At 69.6% G+C, this 15719-nt stretch carries 15 protein-coding genes; 5 read left to right on the top strand and 10 right to left on the bottom strand.

Going from position 1 to position 15719, the window contains the following annotated elements; translation table 11 throughout:
- The first annotated feature begins 237 nt into the window (after positions 1-237).
- A complete protein-coding gene (locus tag BR07_RS0115460) occupies positions 238-2058 on the top strand; it encodes an FAD/NAD(P)-binding protein (protein WP_027506221.1) in 1821 nt (606 codons plus the stop codon).
- Here BR07_RS0115460 and BR07_RS24845 read toward each other — a convergent pair.
- The gene (locus BR07_RS24845; protein ID WP_037186099.1) at positions 2040-3386 is read right to left on the bottom strand and encodes an HNH endonuclease; all 1347 of its coding nucleotides are present in this window, start codon (positions 3384-3386) and stop codon (positions 2040-2042) included. The two genes, BR07_RS0115460 and BR07_RS24845, sit on opposite strands and share 19 nt — an antisense overlap.
- Positions 3387-3466: 80 nt before the next feature.
- On the opposite strand from BR07_RS24845, the gene BR07_RS0115450 reads away from it, so the two are divergent.
- Positions 3467-4126 (top strand): DUF998 domain-containing protein, encoded by a 660-nt coding sequence (locus BR07_RS0115450; RefSeq protein WP_051613446.1) that lies wholly within the window; start codon positions 3467-3469, stop codon positions 4124-4126.
- Complete coding sequence (locus tag BR07_RS0115445; protein ID WP_027506219.1) at positions 4123-4893, top strand: 2-phosphosulfolactate phosphatase; 771 nt, start codon at positions 4123-4125, stop codon at positions 4891-4893. Before BR07_RS0115450 ends, BR07_RS0115445 begins: the two co-directional genes overlap by 4 nt.
- Here BR07_RS0115445 and BR07_RS0115440 read toward each other — a convergent pair.
- From BR07_RS0115440 to BR07_RS0115410, 7 genes are all read right to left on the bottom strand, one after another.
- Positions 4883-5854: an isopenicillin N synthase family dioxygenase gene (locus BR07_RS0115440; RefSeq protein WP_027506218.1), complete on the bottom strand. Its 972-nt coding sequence runs from the start codon at positions 5852-5854 to the stop codon at positions 4883-4885. The genes BR07_RS0115445 and BR07_RS0115440 overlap by 11 nt on opposite strands.
- Positions 5851-6645, bottom strand: a complete 795-nt coding sequence (locus BR07_RS0115435) for a DUF1684 domain-containing protein (protein ID WP_027506217.1) — start codon at positions 6643-6645, stop codon at positions 5851-5853. Before BR07_RS0115435 ends, BR07_RS0115440 begins: the two co-directional genes overlap by 4 nt.
- The gene (locus BR07_RS24840; protein WP_037186097.1) at positions 6642-7769 is read right to left on the bottom strand and encodes an LLM class flavin-dependent oxidoreductase; all 1128 of its coding nucleotides are present in this window, start codon (positions 7767-7769) and stop codon (positions 6642-6644) included. The genes BR07_RS0115435 and BR07_RS24840 overlap by 4 nt, the downstream gene beginning before the upstream one ends.
- Positions 7766-9076, bottom strand: coding sequence for an LLM class flavin-dependent oxidoreductase (locus tag BR07_RS0115425; RefSeq protein ID WP_027506216.1), 1311 nt, complete (start codon positions 9074-9076; stop codon positions 7766-7768). The genes BR07_RS24840 and BR07_RS0115425 overlap by 4 nt, the downstream gene beginning before the upstream one ends.
- Entirely contained in the window at positions 9073-9984 is a 912-nt protein-coding gene (locus BR07_RS0115420; RefSeq protein WP_027506215.1) for an LLM class flavin-dependent oxidoreductase, read from the bottom strand. The genes BR07_RS0115425 and BR07_RS0115420 overlap by 4 nt, the downstream gene beginning before the upstream one ends.
- A gap of 97 nt (positions 9985-10081) precedes the next feature.
- A complete protein-coding gene (locus tag BR07_RS0115415) occupies positions 10082-11281 on the bottom strand; it encodes a GNAT family N-acetyltransferase (RefSeq protein WP_027506214.1) in 1200 nt (399 codons plus the stop codon).
- Positions 11281-11997, bottom strand: coding sequence for a GNAT family N-acetyltransferase (locus tag BR07_RS0115410; protein ID WP_231476389.1), 717 nt, complete (start codon positions 11995-11997; stop codon positions 11281-11283). Before BR07_RS0115410 ends, BR07_RS0115415 begins: the two co-directional genes overlap by 1 nt.
- Before the next feature lie 163 nt (positions 11998-12160).
- Between BR07_RS0115410 and BR07_RS24835 the strand changes: the two genes are divergently transcribed.
- A complete protein-coding gene (locus BR07_RS24835; RefSeq protein ID WP_037186095.1) occupies positions 12161-12922 on the top strand; it encodes an HAD-IIA family hydrolase in 762 nt (253 codons plus the stop codon).
- Entirely contained in the window at positions 12919-14004 is a 1086-nt protein-coding gene (locus tag BR07_RS0115400; protein WP_027506212.1) for an isochorismate synthase, read from the top strand. The genes BR07_RS24835 and BR07_RS0115400 overlap by 4 nt, the downstream gene beginning before the upstream one ends.
- Positions 14005-14076: 72 nt before the next feature.
- Here the strand turns inward: BR07_RS0115400 and BR07_RS0115395 are convergent, their stop codons facing one another.
- Together BR07_RS0115395 and BR07_RS0115390 are read right to left on the bottom strand one after the other, a co-directional pair.
- A complete protein-coding gene (locus tag BR07_RS0115395; RefSeq protein ID WP_027506211.1) occupies positions 14077-15282 on the bottom strand; it encodes an O-succinylhomoserine sulfhydrylase in 1206 nt (401 codons plus the stop codon).
- The gene (locus BR07_RS0115390) at positions 15282-15692 is read right to left on the bottom strand and encodes a rhodanese-like domain-containing protein (protein WP_027506210.1); all 411 of its coding nucleotides are present in this window, start codon (positions 15690-15692) and stop codon (positions 15282-15284) included. Before BR07_RS0115390 ends, BR07_RS0115395 begins: the two co-directional genes overlap by 1 nt.
- Positions 15693-15719: the final 27 nt, after the last annotated feature.

Raw genomic sequence — 15719 nt, 5'->3', positions numbered from 1 at the left:
CCGCCGAACCCCGGTCACCGTCATGTCTATCAGTCGAGGCCTCCGATCCGCCCGAGGCCTTCGAATCGCAGTGCGCGCAACCCTGTCACCGAGGTGGGCAGCCCGGCACCGTGGGAGGTTGCACGAGCGCGAGGAGGCTGTGGTGGGTGTCGAGGTGCAGAACGAACGTTCTGAACCACTGCTGTGGGGCGAGGACGATTCCCGGCGCGCTGCGGGCTTCACGGCGGGACCGTACTCGTGAGCATCGCGTTCGTGGGCGGAGGACCCCGCGCGACCGGCATCCTCGAGCGGATCGTCGGCCGGGCCGACGAGCTGACCGAACCGATCGACGTCCATGTCGTCGACCCCCACCCGCCGGGTGCAGGGCGGATCTGGCGACGGAACCAGGACCCCCTGCTCTGGATGAACTCCGTCGCGGCGGACGTGGCCATGCTGCCCGACGGGTCGGGCGGTCCCACCCTCGCGGAGTGGGTGACGGCGAACCGGGACACCCTCGTCACGGATCCGGCTCTGCGGGAGGAGATTCTCCGTTTCACCCCGTCGTCGTTCGCGTCCCGGTCGCTGCAGTCCCACTATCTCGCTCACGTCTTCGAGAGCGCGGTGAAGGCGCGGCCGGATCGTGTTCGAGTGCACGTGCACCGGGCCTGCGTCGTCGACATCGAGGATCGGGGTGTCCACCAGCGTCTGATCCTCGACGACGGCACCGTGCTCGAGGTGACCGATGTCGTTCTGGCGCAGGGCCAACCCGACACTCTGCCGCCGGCAGACGTCCAGGCATTCACCGCCCATGCCGAGACCCACGGTCTCCGGTACATCGGGCCGGGATACACAGCCGACCTCGATCCGGCGCTGGTCCCCGAGGCCGAACCCGTCCTGATCTCGGGCCTCGGTCTCGCCTTCGTCGACTGGATGGTGCTGCTCGCGGAGTCACGCGGCGGCACCTTCTCGCGCTCCGGTGACGGCACCCTGGTGTACACGGCCTCCGGCCGGGAACCCCTGGTGTACGCCGGATCTCGACGCGGGGTTCCGTACCACGCCAAGATCTCGTACTCCATCGCCGATGCGGCACCGCCTCTCCCGAGGTTCTTCGTACCCGAGGCTTTTCCCGGGACGGAGACGCTCGACTTCCGTACGGCGGTCTGGCCTCTCGCGGTCGCGGAACTTGCGTGGGCGCACTATCACGAGCTGTTCCGCTCCCACCCCGACCGTGTCCGCGGGCCGTTCATCGAACTCGAGGCCGCCCTGGGCCGTGACGGCGCCCGTGCAGTCGGTGAACTGGTCGAACGAATGGTCCCCGATCCCGAGGACCACTTCGACATCGACACGCTCGACCGACCGCTGCGGCACGCCCGATTCGACTCAGCGGCCGATGCCGCAGAGCAGGTGCACCGCTACATCGAGGCAGACCTGGCACGACGGCGCGACCCCCGCTTCAGCGCGGACGCCGCCGTGTTCTCGGCCCTGCTGTCGGCGTATCGGACTGTGGGAGAGCTCGTTCGGACAGAGCGACTGCGCCCGGACGACGTCGCGTCGCAGGTGGAGGGACAGCTGCATTCCTTCTTCAGCTTCCTCGCGAGCGGTCCCCCGCCCGAGCGCCTGGAGCAGCTGCTCGCACTCGGCCGCGCCGGAGTCATTCGCTACCTCGGCCCCGAGGTGCGGTTCGAGGCGGACGGTGACGGCTTCCGGGCGACCTCGCACGTGCACCACGACGTGGTGCGAGCGCGGACGCTCATCGAAGCCCGACTGCCCAGCGCGTCCATCTCGCGCAGCGCCGACGCCCTGCTGCGATCGCTGCACGAGCGCGGTGAGGTCCGCGAGGTGAGTGCGTCTCCGACGAGTCCGGCCAAACTGGCCGTCGACGGCTCGTCCCGCGTGATCGACGCATCGGGCACGGCGCACCCCCATCGGTACGCGGTGGGAATGTGGGTGGCGGGCCACGCCTGGTCCGGCGCCTTCGCCCGGCCCGGCATCGACGCCGGCTTCTTCCGGCACAACGACGCGATCGCCGCGGATCTCGTGGCCGGCCACCGTGCTGTGTCTCACCCGGCTCGACGCTGAACGAGCAGCTCGTACAGCTGCGTCTCCACCATCGTGGTGGGAAGCGGCAACGGTACTGCCGGCGGAGCCGAGTCGTAGGTGTGGCCCGTCGGCGTCCGGAATCTGACGATGTGGCCGCCGTCGACGTGCTCGACGACCCGCTGGGCCTCCCACCCCTCCGCGTCCTTCGCGTCATTGCAGGCGGCGCACAGTCCCATGCCGTTCTCCGCCGTCGTCGGGCCACCGAACCTGAAGGGGCGTATGTGGTCGTGGTGTCGGATCGGCGCATCGCACCACGGTGTGCGGCACGCCCGGTCGCGGACGTCGATGTAGTGACCGAGTCCCGCCGGGAACACACGCGCCGTCGAGTCCATCGCCGTGAGCTGTCCCGTCGACGGGACGGCGTAGAGCCGCCGCAGGGTCGCACCGACACTCCCGCCGTCGATGCGGTCGGCCACCGCACGGCGGGCCACTTCGGCGGGAACCATGCCGTAGCCGGGAACGTGCGCGGCCTCGTCACCGCCGGCGAGCAACGACTCGTCGGACATGACCAGCTGCACCGCCACCGGGGGACCCGCCGCTGCATCTCCCCCGGTCACGCGCTCGAACAACAGGTCCGCCATCACCTGATCACGTGTTCGACCCTCGGCACGGCCGGCTGCGACGAGCGCGTCCGCGTCTCGGCGCAACGTGGCGTACACGCACACCGCCTTGTCCATCGGCAGCAGCGCCGTCGCGTATCCCATGAAATCCGGAGCCGGACGCACGCTCACGCGGCGCTGCGCAGCCGCACGCGCGTTCCTCCGCACCACGGCCGCGGCATCGAGCTCGACCGCCGCGGCCACCGCGAGCGCGACCACCTGCTTGTCGCCCTTCCCTTCCAACGTCGAGGCGTCGGCACACAACCGGCGATCGACCTCCCGCCGGTCCGCCACGGTGAGGTGCGCCGTCTCCCGCACCAGCAGCATCGCGCGGTACTCGCTCAGGCGGCCTTCGCGCATCGACTGCAGGGTGTACGGCATCTCGTGCACCAGTGCCCGTGCGAGTCCGAGGTATGTGCCACCACGCCGGTGTGACTCGCGACGTGCCAGACCCACCTGTGACGCGATCCCGAGATCCCACTGCTTCCTCGGCAGCCCGCGATCACGCCTATCGGCTCGAACGCTCGCCGCCACCCCGGCGGTCACTACCGCCTGCGTCGCCGCGCCCACGCACTTCAGGGCTTCGATGGCCGTCACGGCATCGATTCCTTCCCGCGCCGACCCGCCGTCCTCCACCAGCCCCAAACGCGCTGTGAACAGCCGTATCTCGTCCACCGACGGTGGGTGCAGCTCTACCGTGTCGTTCATCGATCTCCCCCCGGATCCTCGATTCCTGCAGAAGGTAACTCGAGGGTCCGACACCCTCCGCGCGCCGTAGAGTCGAGCCCATGAGCCCGCTCCGCGCCTGGTCCGACCCGCTCGCCGAGCACATCGTCGGCACGTATTTCGCGTTGCGCGCGGCGATGGCGATCATGGCCGTCGGGTTGCCTCTCCTGCTCGTCGCCTGGTCGCTGCTCGATCCCGACCTTCCCGTGCTCGGATCGATGAGCGAGTACTACTACAGCCCGGCCCGCGACGTGTTCGTCGGAGTGCTCTCCGGGACCGGTATCGCGTTGATCTGCTACCGCGGTCACGGGCCGCTCGAGAACAGACTGCTGAACGCGGCCGGCGCCTTCCTCGTCGTCGTCGCGCTCGTGCCCACGGATCCACCGGGGCAGAGCGACTTCGGCCTGCGTATGACGGTCCACGCCGTCGCCGCCGTGGCCTTCTTCGTCAGCTTCGCGGTGTCGGTCTGGCGGTGCGCGGACGACACCCTGGATCCGTCCCGGGACTCCGAACGGCGAATCCGCCGTTACCGCAGGGCCTATCGAGTCGTGGCGGTCGTGGTCGTCGTCGCTCCGGCGTCGGCGCTCGCCCTGGTGCTCGTCCTCCGCCAGGGCGCGCTCGCGGTACTGGTGGTGGAAGCGGTCGCAGTGATCACCTTCGGCGCGTACTGGACACTGAAGTCCTACGAGCTGCGGGGCACCGAGCTGGCCGAGCAGCCGTGAACCTCGAGCACCGTCAGCGGCGACATCGCACCCGGGTGGACTGGGGCCTGCGCGGAGCCGAGGCGATCGCGTCGGACGCCGACATCGCCGTGATCGTGGACGTCCTGTCGTTCACCACCACGGTGAGTGTCGCTCTCGACCGAGGGATCGGCGTCGTCCCGCACGCGGGCGCCGACACCGAGGAGGTCGCCCGACGTCACGACGCGTCCGTGGCGTTCCGCCGCTCGCAATCGGCTCCGGGCCGCATCACATTGTCCCCCGGATCGATCCGGTCCGCGCGCGACGTGCCCGCCCGGCTCGTTCTTCCGTCACCCAACGGATCGACCATCGCCGAGGCGATGGCGGCGACACCCGTCCTGGCAGCGGCGTCCCTGCGCACGGCGACGGCGATCGCGCACTGGATCGCGCGCACCGCGGGACCGGACGACTCCGTGGCGATCATCGCTGCGGGCGAGAGATGGCCGGACGGATCGCTACGCCCCGCGATCGAGGACTTCTGGGGAGCGGGTGCAGTCGTCGCGGCACTCGCCGCCGTCGGGCGTCTTCTCGACCCGTCTCCCGAGGCCGACGCAGCGCAGGCAGCCTGGACGGCGGTGGCCGATGATCCGTCGACGGCACTGCGTGACTGCAGTTCCGGTCGCGAGCTGATCGCCCTCGGATTCGACGGCGATGTCGCGGTGGCAGCGGAGGTCGGGGAGAGCGCCGGCGTTCCGATTCTCCGTCAGGGGATCTTCGTCGATGCTAGGAGCGGCGGCCTCAGCGCCTGATCCCGTGGTGCTTCTCGGCCACGTCCGGGTGTGCACGGGTACGCGATTTCCACGCGTTCTCGCCGTAGGTCCGGAAGAGGGGGTTGTCAGGATCGGTGTCGACGCCCCGGGACCGCGCCGCCAACTCGGGTGGAAGGTCGATGATCGGCACGCGCGCATCCAGTGCGGGGCTGAGGAAGTAGGGAACGGACACCCGGTCCGTGCCGGGCGTCGGCGCGAGGACTCGATGCCGAGTGGCACGCAGGTACCCACCCGTCGCGACCTCGAGCAGTTCCCCGACGTTGACGATGAACGCGCCGGCCACGGGCGGTACGTCGATCCACTCGCCGCCGCGCAGCTCCACCTGCAAGCCGGTCGACTCCGGCTCCACGAGAAGCAACGTCAGCACCCCCGAGTCCTTGTGCGCGCCCACCCCCTGCGGGTTCTCGGTGCTGCCGGGATACCGCACCACCTTGATCAACGTCGCGGGGAGCTCGGCGAAGGCGGCATCGAATGTGTCCTCGGCCGCGCCGAGGGAGACTGCCCAGTGTCGGAGCAGCCGCAGCCCGACGTCCGACAGGGCGGCGTCCCAGGCCTCGAACGCGGGACGCAGTTCGGGTAGCGCGGACGGCCACTGGTTGGGGCCCTGCAGGTTCCAGTATCCCTGCGCCGCGGGAATCACCTCGCGCTCCGGACCGATGTCGATCTGCTCTCGCCAATCGACGGCGCCGTTGGTCAGCTCGCCGCCGAGCCGACTGTAGCCGCGGAACTGGGGCGAGTTCAGTTGACTGATCTCGTCCTTGGCGTCCGCCGGCAGCGCGAAGAAAGTGCGCGCCAGCGACAGGACCGTCGACACGAGCTCGGGGTCGACACCATGACCGGTCAGGTGGAAGAAGCCGTGGTCGTGGGTGGCCTCGCGCAATGCCGAACGAAACCCGTCGACATCCGCGGTCGACATGTCGAGAACGGGCAGCGCTGTCACCTGATCGGAAGCTTCTCGCCGGCCTCCACCGCGACGGTCAGCCGGTTCTCGGGAGGCGCCACCGGGCACGTCGCGTAGTCGGTGAGGGCGCACGGCAGGTTGGACGCGCGGTTGAAGTCCAGTGTCACCAGGCCGTCGGCGTCCGCATCGCCGACCGCGAGGGACCGGCACGCGGGGTAGGTGCTCACGCCGCTGGTCTCGTCGGTGAAGAGGATGTGGAAGCCGCCCGCCTTCCCTCGGAATGCGACGAACTGTTGCGGTGCGTTCCCGAGCGTGAAGTCGATGACGCCCAGCCCGGCGTGGTGGTGCTCCAGACCCTCGACGACGGCCGCGGTGGTGACCGTGCGCTCGGAGTCGTACGGCGTGAACGTGCCACTCACGCGCCACTTCTCGTCGGGTGCGAAGGTGGGGATCCCGCCGAACGACGCCAAGGTGGGGGCCGCGGGGTCGTGCACGCGCAGGGCCACCGAGCCGGTGCGGCGAATCACCTCGACGCGCCGCTCACCGGCGGCCACGAGGAGGCCGGGAGCCCCCTCGACAGGGTGCAGAGCGACAGTCCCGTCCACGACCACCCCGTCGACCGACAACCCGTCGCCCGTGCTCGCGGTGACGTGCAGAGCGTCGTCGTCGGCGCGCCACACACCGGGCAGATCCCCCACAGCCGCGTCGGTCTCGGTCAACCAGTACAGACCTGTGAGCGCGACCCAGCCCAACGGATCGCGGAAGTACTCCTCGCGATCGGAATGCCATGCAGCCCAGTCCTGCTCGAACGTGGTGACGGATGTTGTCATGATGCGTACTCCTTCTCGGACGGTGACGATGCGATTCTGCCGAGGACACCGTCGCCGACGTGACGTGCCTCCTCGAGATGGGGGTACCCCGACAGGATGATCTCGTCGACACCTGCCTCGCGATACTCCTCGATGCGGGCCACCACCTCGTCGTGGCTGCCGAGCAGCGCGGTGCCGGCGCCGCCGCGGACGGGACCGATGCCCGCCCACAGGTTGGGGCCCACCACCAGGTTCCGACGATCACCGCCGTGCACCGCCAACATGCGTCGCTGGCCTTCCGATCCGACGGCGCCCAGTTGCGCCTGTCGGGTCCGGACGGTCGCGTCGTCGACATCGGCGATCAGGTCCTCAGCTCGAGCCCACGCATCTTTCGCGCGCTCGCGGGTGATCACGTGCATCCGCAGTCCGGCACGCAGGGTGCGGCCGCGGGCAGCCGCACGCTCCCGCACGTGGGAGATCTTCTCGGCCACCGCCTCGGGAGACTCGCCCCACGTGAGAAAGACGTCGGCATGCTCGGCGGCGACATCCAGTGCGGCGTCCGATGATCCGCCGAGATAGACGTCGGGAAGCGGCACCGGAGGATGCCCGCCGAAACCGCCGCCGTTCGGTCGGTCCACAGCGTAGTGGTCGCCGGACGGCCGCACCGGCCGGCCGTCGGAGACGGCGCGTGCGATGCCGAGGAACTCACCCGCCCGCGCGTAGCGGCCCTCCTTCGTCAGACGGTCGCCGTAGGACCGCTGCTCGACGTCGTCGCCCCCGACCACCACGTTGAGGAGCACTCGGCCACCGGACAGTCGATGGAATGTACTGACCATCTGCGCCGACGTCACGGGCGAGACCTGGCCCGGCCGGAAAGCCACCAGGAACTTCAGACGAGTGGTCGCCGGGATCAGCGCCGCGGTGACCAACCACGCGTCCTCGCAGTGTCCGCCCGTCGGAGTGAGCACTGCCTCGAAACCGAGTTCCTCGACGGTCACGGCCAATTCGGTCAGGTACTCGAGCGTCGCCTCCCGGTGTCCGTCGCCGGATCCCGCCGTGGACGCGCCGCCGATCGAGACTCCGTGCGAGTGCGCACCGAGCCTCTCGTCGTCACCCCCGGTGGGGAGGAACCAGTGGAATCTCACTCGCCGATGCGGGGTCGACGTAGTCCGAGGTGCTCCCGCAAGGTCGACCCCTCGTAGGCGGCTGGGTACGAACCACGTTCCTGCAGTTCGGGAACCAGCTTGTCGACGATGTCGTCGAGCCCGCTCGGCACGAGGTACGGCGTGATGTTGAAGCCGTCGCTCGCCCCTCCGCGGACCCACCGGGTGAGCTCGTCCGCGACCTGGCTCGGCGTACCCGCGAATCCGGTACGCGCCGACGTCTCGATGACGACCTGCCGCAGCGACAGGTTCTTCGCCTCGGCGAGCGACCGCCATTCCCGCACGCGTGCATCCACGTCGATGCCGTTGAACGCCGAGCCACGAGCACCGACGACGCCACTGACGATCGGATCCTCGGTGGGGAGTGGTCCGTCGGGATCACGATCGGACAGATCGCGCCCCCACACCTGGCCGGCGATCGACAGCGTCGTCGGGCCGGTGAACTGACCCTCCTTGACCCAGCGCACCTTCTCGTCCACGTCCCGCTCGTGGTCCGCGAGGACGATCTGGGTGCCGGGCAGGATCTTGATGTCGTCGTCCGGTCTCCCTCGGGCCACGAGTCGCGCGCGGATGTCGTTCGCGAAGTCGAGTGCGTCGTCGAAGTGGGTGCCGTGCGCGGAGAAGATCACGTCGGCGTGCTGGGCGGCGAAGTCGCGACCGGTGCTGGAATCTCCCGCCTGGAAGATCACCGGGTGGTCCTGCGGACTGCGGGGAATCGGTGCAGCAGAGGCGATGTCGAACTGCGAGGACTGGATGCGCACGGAGTCGGGCGTGCCTCCTGCGTTCCACAGGGCTCTGGCGGCGTCGAGGAACTCTCCGGCGCGCACGTAGCGGTCCGCGTGGTCGAGGTAGCCGCCGCGGCGGAAGTTCTCGCCGGTCCACGCGTTGTCGGTCGTGACGACGTTCCAGCCGGCGCGACCACCGGACAGCACGTCCAGTCCCGACAGTCGACGCGCGAGGTCCACCGGTTCGTTGTAGGTGGTGTTCTGGGTGGCCACCAGTCCGATGTTCGTGGTGATGCCGGCGAGCGCCGCCAACTGTGTGATGGCGTCGGGACGACCGGCGATGTCCAGGTCGAGGATCTTGCCGCCCTGCTCGCGCAGTCGGAGCCCCTCACCGAGGAAGAAGGCGTCGAACAGTCCGCGCTCGGCGGTCGTGATCAGCCGACGGAACGTCTCGAAGTCGATCTGCGAGCCACTGGCCGGGTCCGACCAGATCGTCGTGTGGTTGACGCCCTGGAAGAAGACACCCAGGTGGACGGTGGCGTCGGGACGGAAGAGAGCGGTCATCGCGCAGCCTCGAATCGGTTGACCGGGCGGGCCAGGCCCAGAGTGGAACGCAGCGTCGTGGCCGGGACCGGCCGATGGGCCAGGTCCCGCTCGAACAGCTGTGGAAGCAGATACCGCGCGGCCACGCGGAGATCGTCGTCGATCAACGCGGGCCGCAGCCTGATTCCGCCGATCGCATCGTCGAGGGCAGCGATGCGCTCGACGAGAGCCGCCGCGGCCGCCGGATCACCGGGGGCCTCGACGTCGAGAACGACGTGCACCCCGGACACCGCGCGCGCGTCCGCCTCGTTCTCCACGAGGACGACGTCGAGCAGATCTGTGTCGATCTCGCCGAATCGGCCGAACACCACGACCTGTCCCTGCGGCGGCCGAGGCACGATCGCGGGGCCCTTCACCGAGTACTTCTCTCCGACGAAGTCGACGTAGTGCAGCTTCTGCTGGTCCAGGAACCGCCCCGTCGGAAAGTCGCGGATCACCGCGTCGTCCTCCCACGAGTCCCACAGCCCGCGCGCCACCGTCACCGAATCACGCTGCTCGCGCCCCAGATCGACGTCGGTCGAAACGACCTCACGGCCCCATGCTGCGGCGACGTCGGGTGTCAGCGACCGGGCCGCCACCCATCCCGCCCGGCCGCGGGACGCGTAGTCCAACGACGCGAGCTGCGACGACTGATGGAACGGCTCCGCGTAGGTGGTGCTGGCGGTGGCGACGAGGCCCACCGTGCTGGTGGTCGCGGCGACGAAGGCCGCGCGTGTGACGGCGTCGACGCCACCCGTCGCCAGATCGCCGTCGTCGAACGTGACGTAGCCGAATCCTGCGTTCTCGGCCGCGGTCACCGTGGCGGCCACGGCTCGTCCGTCGGCCGAACCGACCCCGACGTCGAAGCCGAGTGTCACCGTCCTGGTCATCGTGCGCTCCCTCGTATCGCCCCCGGACACCCGAGGTTAGGAGGGATCCGCACCCGACACACGGGTTGGAATCGCAGAGATCGGAGGGGAATGTGCGTCAGAAACCGACGCCGGCGAAGGGCGCCGACGCGGTCCGGAACAGAGCATCGGCCGCCGCGGGGTCGCCCTGCGCCAGGCCCGCGGTCACCAGAGCGGACCACGACGTCCCGCCGAGCAGCACCGACGCCAGATCTCGGACGTGCACCGTCAGATCCGGCGCCGCGTCGACCACCCGCATGCCGTCCGGTGCGACGGCGTAGGTCCCGGCGTTCTCCGGCAGGTCCGGGTCCTGCACGGCGATGGTCACAGCGTCCCCGGGCCCGTACGTGCGCGCGGACAGTGCCGCGGACACGTCGAGGATGCGCAGCCAGGTCTCGTCCTCGGTGCGATCGAGCCGTACGGATCGGCGATCGTGCATCAGCAGTGGCAGCACGGTGTCGACGGGCAGTGCGGGAAACGTGATGCGGTCGACGAGGTCGAGTCGCAGGAGGAAGCGGACCAGGTCGGCGAACACCGCGTCGTCGGGCGCATGGAGGTCCTCGACGACCACCCGACGGTCGTTCCCGGACCACCACGTCCGCGGGTCGCGCGGGCGGTACCGGACGTATCCGTCGTCGACCCCGCCGGTGGAGTGCACCGCGTTCCACACCGGATCGGTGTCGGTCCGCCCGCGCAGCCTCGACGCGTTCCACCAGACGGGCAGTCGGGTGATGGTGCCCGGTCGACTCGACGGGTGCGACGCGACGATCCCGGCCTGCACGTCGAACACGTCCCCGTCGTCGACGAGGCGGACGGTGCCGCTGGACACGGCCTCGTCCCGCACCGACGCACGCGCGGTGACGACCTCGGCGGACACGGACGAGGTGGCGACGCCGTAGCCGTAGCGGCCGTAGATGACAGCCTCAGACGCACGGAGCGAGGCGACGACGTCCCCGGCATCGCGCGCGTCCCGCAGCTGGCGTCGCAGCAGAGCGGACACCACACCGCGGCGGGTGTGGGTCGGCAACACCCCGACGTGGGTGACGGCCAGGTGGGAAACCCGAGCACCGCCCGGCAGCGTCAGGGTTCCGCGGGCCGAATCGGTGGTCCCGACGAGTCGATCGCCGTCGAAGGCGCCGTAGGTCCGACCGGGCTCGCGCAGACTCGCGATCTCGTCCTCGGTGACCTGCTGCGTGGGCAGTCCCACCATCGCGGCACGGAAGACGCGCTGCGATTCCAGCAGATCCGACCGCAACTCGAGAATGCGGATGTCGACCATCAGGCGACCTCGGCGATCGTCAGGGTGGTCTGTCGGCGGAGCACGAATCCGAGGGTGTCGTAGAGCGCGACGGCGCGGGTGTTGGTCACACTCGTGTGCAGGAACGGCATCTCGCCCCGCTCCCGGATGCCGTACCCGACAGCGCGGATGAGGCGGGTCGCCAGGCCCTGCCCTCGGTACTCGGGGTCGGTGCACACGGCGCTGATCTCGGTCCAGCCGTCGGGATGCATGCGCTCCCCGGCCATGGCGACGAGCCGCGACCCGTCCCGGACGCCCAGGTACGTGCCCATCTCGACGGTCCGCGAGCGGAACGGTCCCGGCCGGGTGCGGTGCACGAGATCGAGCATCTCCGGCACGTCGTCGGCGGTGAGCACCTGCGCGGCCGGTTCCGGCTCCACCACCAGCGCGGATCCGTCGAACTGCAGCAGCCCGATGCGGTCGAGAACACGCCACCCGGCGGGCGGGGTGATGCCGTCGCCCCGCAGTGCAGCCTGCTCACCCACCGGGAGCAGGGCGCCGAGATCCGCCCAGTCCTCCGCCGTCATGTCCTCGGGGTGACCGAAGAACCCGGCCACCTCGGGGTGGTAACGCGCGATCCGGCCCCGCCATTCAGCGAACCGGGAGTGGGCGCCGACGAGGGACGATCGGATGGGATCGTCCAGCGGATGCGCGTCGGGGAGGGTCGGGATCACCGGAACTCGGTCGTCGCACTGCACCAGGCCACTGTAAGGGTCGGCTCCGACGCCGCGGCGCGTTGTACTCGCGACGATTCCGGAGGGGCAGAATGGTGTCGTGAGCCCCGACAGAGTGAGTCCTGACGACGCCGTGCGACCTGACGATGCTCCGTCCACGACGGGGACACCCCCGTGGACGTACCTGATGGACATGGACGGTGTCCTGGTGCACGAGGAGCACCTCGTCCCCGGAGCGGACCGCTTCCTGAAGGAACTCCAGGACACGAACACCCCGTTCATCGTCCTGACGAACAACTCGATCCGCACCCGTCGCGACCTGCAGGCACGCCTGCGACGGACCGGCCTCGAGATCCCCGAGGAGTCGATCTGGACGTCGGCACTCGCCACCGCCACCTTCCTGGGGAACCAGCGGCCGAACGGTACCGCCTACGTGGTCGGAGAGTCCGGCCTGACGACGGCCCTGCACGACATCGGCTACATCATCACGGACATCGATCCCGACTACGTGGTGCTCGGCGAGACCCGCACGTACTCCTTCGAGGCCATCACCACCGCCATTCGGCTGGTCGAACGCGGAGCCCGTTTCATCGCCACCAATCCCGACGCCACCGGCCCGTCACGCGAGGGATCGCTGCCCGCCACCGGATCCGTCGCCGCGCTCATCACGCGCGCGACCGGACGTGAGCCGTACTACGTGGGCAAACCGAACGCGTTGATGATGCGGTCCGCTCTGCGGGCCATCGGCGCGCACTCGGAGAACACGCTGATGATCGGTGACCGCATGGACACCGACATCGTGTCCGGGCTCGAAGCCGGTCTCCAGACCATCCTCGTGCTCACCGGTATCTCGACCCCCGCCAGCGTCGAGATGTTCCCGTTCCGCCCCACCCGTGTCATCGAGTCGGTCGCCGACCTCATCGGGCACACCGCGAACCCGTTCGGATGAGATTCGTCTACTCCCGGCCCGACCGCAGCGTCGAGGCGACGGGCACCCGGCAGGCGTTCGATCACATCGACGACGCGCGCGAGGCTCTCGAGGACGGGTCGGCGCGGGTTCTCGTGGGGGCCATCGGGTTCGATGCGTCCACGCGGTGTGCACTCGTCGAACCGTCGACGTTCGACCGTCGCGACGAGCCGCGGACACCGGAGCAGAGCACCCTGCCCGGAGCTGTGATCGCCTCCCAGAACCCGCCACCCGACAAACACGTCGCGCGGGTGCAGCGTGCCCTGACGGTGCTGAACCATCCCGGATCCGCACTACGAAAAGTGGTTCTCGCGCGGTCGATCACGCTGGTGTTCGATGCCCCGCTGTCCCCGACGGCGTTCGCGGACACGCTCATCGAGGCGAATCCGATGCACAACGGTTTCGCCGTCGATCTCACCGCGGCGGGTGGTCCGTACTTCGGCCGCCACCTGGTGGGCTCGAGCCCGGAACTCCTCGTGCGGCGCACCGGAACCCAATTGATCTGCCGACCGTTCGCCGGAACTGCCGCACGACAACAGGATCCGGTGGCGGACGAGCAGGCGGGCGCCGACCTGCTCGCCAGCGCCAAGAACCTGGCCGAGCACCGCTTCGTCGTCGACGCCATCGCCGAGGCCCTGGCGCCACTGTGCTCGGAGGTGTCCGTCCCCGACGGGCCGACGCTGACCAGCACGCCGGCCGTATGGCATCTGGCGACCCCGATCACCGCGACACTGGCCGACCCCGCCACCACGGCACTGGATCTCGCGCTCGCACTGCACCCGACACCCGCGGTCGCGGGCAGCCCCACCGACCTGGCGCTCCAGACCATCGATCTGCTGGAGTCCGGACGCAACCGCGACTTCTACGCCGGCATGGTGGGGTGGTGCGACGCGTCGGGCGACGGTGAGTGGATGGTGGCCATCCGCTGCCTGGACATCGCCGCCGACGGCCTCAGCGGGGTCGCGACCGCGGGTGGCGGCATCGTCGCCGCCTCGGACGCGAGCGCCGAGCTGGAGGAGACGACAGCGAAGTTCGCGACGGTGCTCAGGCCCTTCGGCCTCTGACGTCGATCCGGTGCGCTGAGCCGCGGATACCGCGGCTCAGCGCACCGAAGCCGGCCGTTGATGCACTCGGTTCTACCGGGCGAGCGCTCCCGCCAGATCGCCGAGCAGGTCCTCGAGGTCCTCCAGGCCCACGGAGATGCGCACGACTCCGTCCGTGATGCCCACGGCTGCACGGCCTTCCGGACCCATGGCCCGGTGGGTGGTGGTGGCGGGGTGCGTCGTCATCGACTTCGCGTCGCCGAGGTTGTTGGAGATGTCGATGATGCGCAGCTTGTTCAGGAACTCGAAGGCGCGCGCCTTGCCGCCCTCGAGCTCGAACGTGACGACGGTGCCGCCGCCGCTCATCTGCGAGACCGCGAGATCGTGCTGGGGGTGCGACGGCAGGTACGGGTACTTCACCCATCCGATACCCGGCTGCGCCTCGAGGAACTCCGCGACGGCCAGCGCCGAGGCGTTCATGTGCCGCACGCGGAGCGGCATCGTCTCGAGACCCTTCAGCAGAGTCCAGGCGTTGAACGGGCTCAGCGCGGGACCGGTGTGGCGCATGAGCGTCTGCACCGGACCGTCGATGTACTCCTTCGATCCCAGGATGGCGCCCCCGAGCACGCGCCCCTGTCCGTCGATGTGCTTGGTCCCCGAGTACACCACCACGTCGGCACCGAGGTCGAAGCTGCGCTGCAGCACGGGCGTCGCGAAGACGTTGTCGAGCACCACCTTCGCACCGGCCGCGTGCGCCATCTCGGTCACGCGCCGGACGTCGACGAGCGACTGCATCGGGTTGGACGGCGTCTCGAAGAACACCGCGGTGGTGGGCACGGCGAGCGCCTGTTCCCACTGGTCGAGGTCGTCGCCGTCGACGAAGACGGTCTCGACTCCCCAACGCGGCAGGATCTCGTTGCACACGACGAAGCACGAGCCGAACAGGCTCCGCGCCGCGACGAGTCGGTCGCCGGCCTTCAGCAGCGCTCCGAGCCCGGTGAAGACCGCGGACATCCCGCTCGAGGTGCCGAAGGCCGCCTCGGCGCCGTCGAGCAACCGCAGCCGCTCCTCGAACATGGTGACGGTCGGGTTGCCGTAGCGCGAGTAGACGAAGTGGTCGATGTCGCCGGTGAACGCCTGCTCGGCGGCCTCGGCACTCTCGTACACGAAACCCGAACTGAGATAGAGGGCCTCGGCGTTCTCCTCGAACCCCGAGCGGTTCAGACCGCCGCGGACACCGAGAGTTCCCTGCCCGACCCCGTCGGGCAGGGGCTTGGAGAACCCGCCGCCGGTGGGGATCACTTCTGCCGCCAGGGCAGTCCGACGGCGCGCCACCCGGCACTGCCGCGGTGTCCCTCGGCGTCGGTCGCGCCCTCGAAGCCGTCGAGCACGTTGTAGGCGGGTCCGAGCCCCGCAGCGGTCGCGGCCTCGGCGGCACCGATGGACCGCTGACCGGAGCGACACAGGAAGACCACAGGGCCCTTGTCGACCCCGGCGGCACGGACCTCGTCGACGAAGTTCTCGTTCTTCGCGCCGTCCGGGTAGGCGACCCACTCGACGAAGGCCGTCGGCTTGTCCAGCGACGAGATGTCCGGGACACCCACGTAGCTCCACTCGGCGTGGGTGCGGACGTCGACGAGCGAGGCCTCCGGATCGGTGCTGAGAAGTTCCCAGGCCTGCTCGGGCGTGATGTCTCCTGCGTAGCTCACGACCCCAGTTTCTCACATGGTCGGCTC

This window comes from Rhodococcus sp. UNC23MFCrub1.1 (genome assembly GCF_000686025.1).
Classification (GTDB): domain Bacteria; phylum Actinomycetota; class Actinomycetes; order Mycobacteriales; family Mycobacteriaceae; genus Rhodococcoides.
Note: the sequence above shows the minus strand (reverse complement) of the source record. Positions and strands in the feature narration are given on the sequence as shown.

Coding starts and splice junctions, on each gene's coding strand:
- BR07_RS24845 (WP_037186099.1), bottom strand. CDS start 3,386: ATGAACGACACGGTAGAGCTGCACCCACCGTCGGTGGACGAGATACGG.
- BR07_RS0115435 (WP_027506217.1), bottom strand. CDS start 6,645: ATGACAACATCCGTCACCACGTTCGAGCAGGACTGGGCTGCATGGCAT.
- BR07_RS0115400 (WP_027506212.1), top strand. CDS start 12,919: ATGAGATTCGTCTACTCCCGGCCCGACCGCAGCGTCGAGGCGACGGGC.
- BR07_RS0115450 (WP_051613446.1), top strand. CDS start 3,467: ATGAGCCCGCTCCGCGCCTGGTCCGACCCGCTCGCCGAGCACATCGTC.
- BR07_RS24835 (WP_037186095.1), top strand. CDS start 12,161: ATGGACATGGACGGTGTCCTGGTGCACGAGGAGCACCTCGTCCCCGGA.
- BR07_RS0115420 (WP_027506215.1), bottom strand. CDS start 9,984: ATGACCAGGACGGTGACACTCGGCTTCGACGTCGGGGTCGGTTCGGCC.
- BR07_RS0115415 (WP_027506214.1), bottom strand. CDS start 11,281: ATGGTCGACATCCGCATTCTCGAGTTGCGGTCGGATCTGCTGGAATCG.
- BR07_RS0115425 (WP_027506216.1), bottom strand. CDS start 9,076: ATGACCGCTCTCTTCCGTCCCGACGCCACCGTCCACCTGGGTGTCTTC.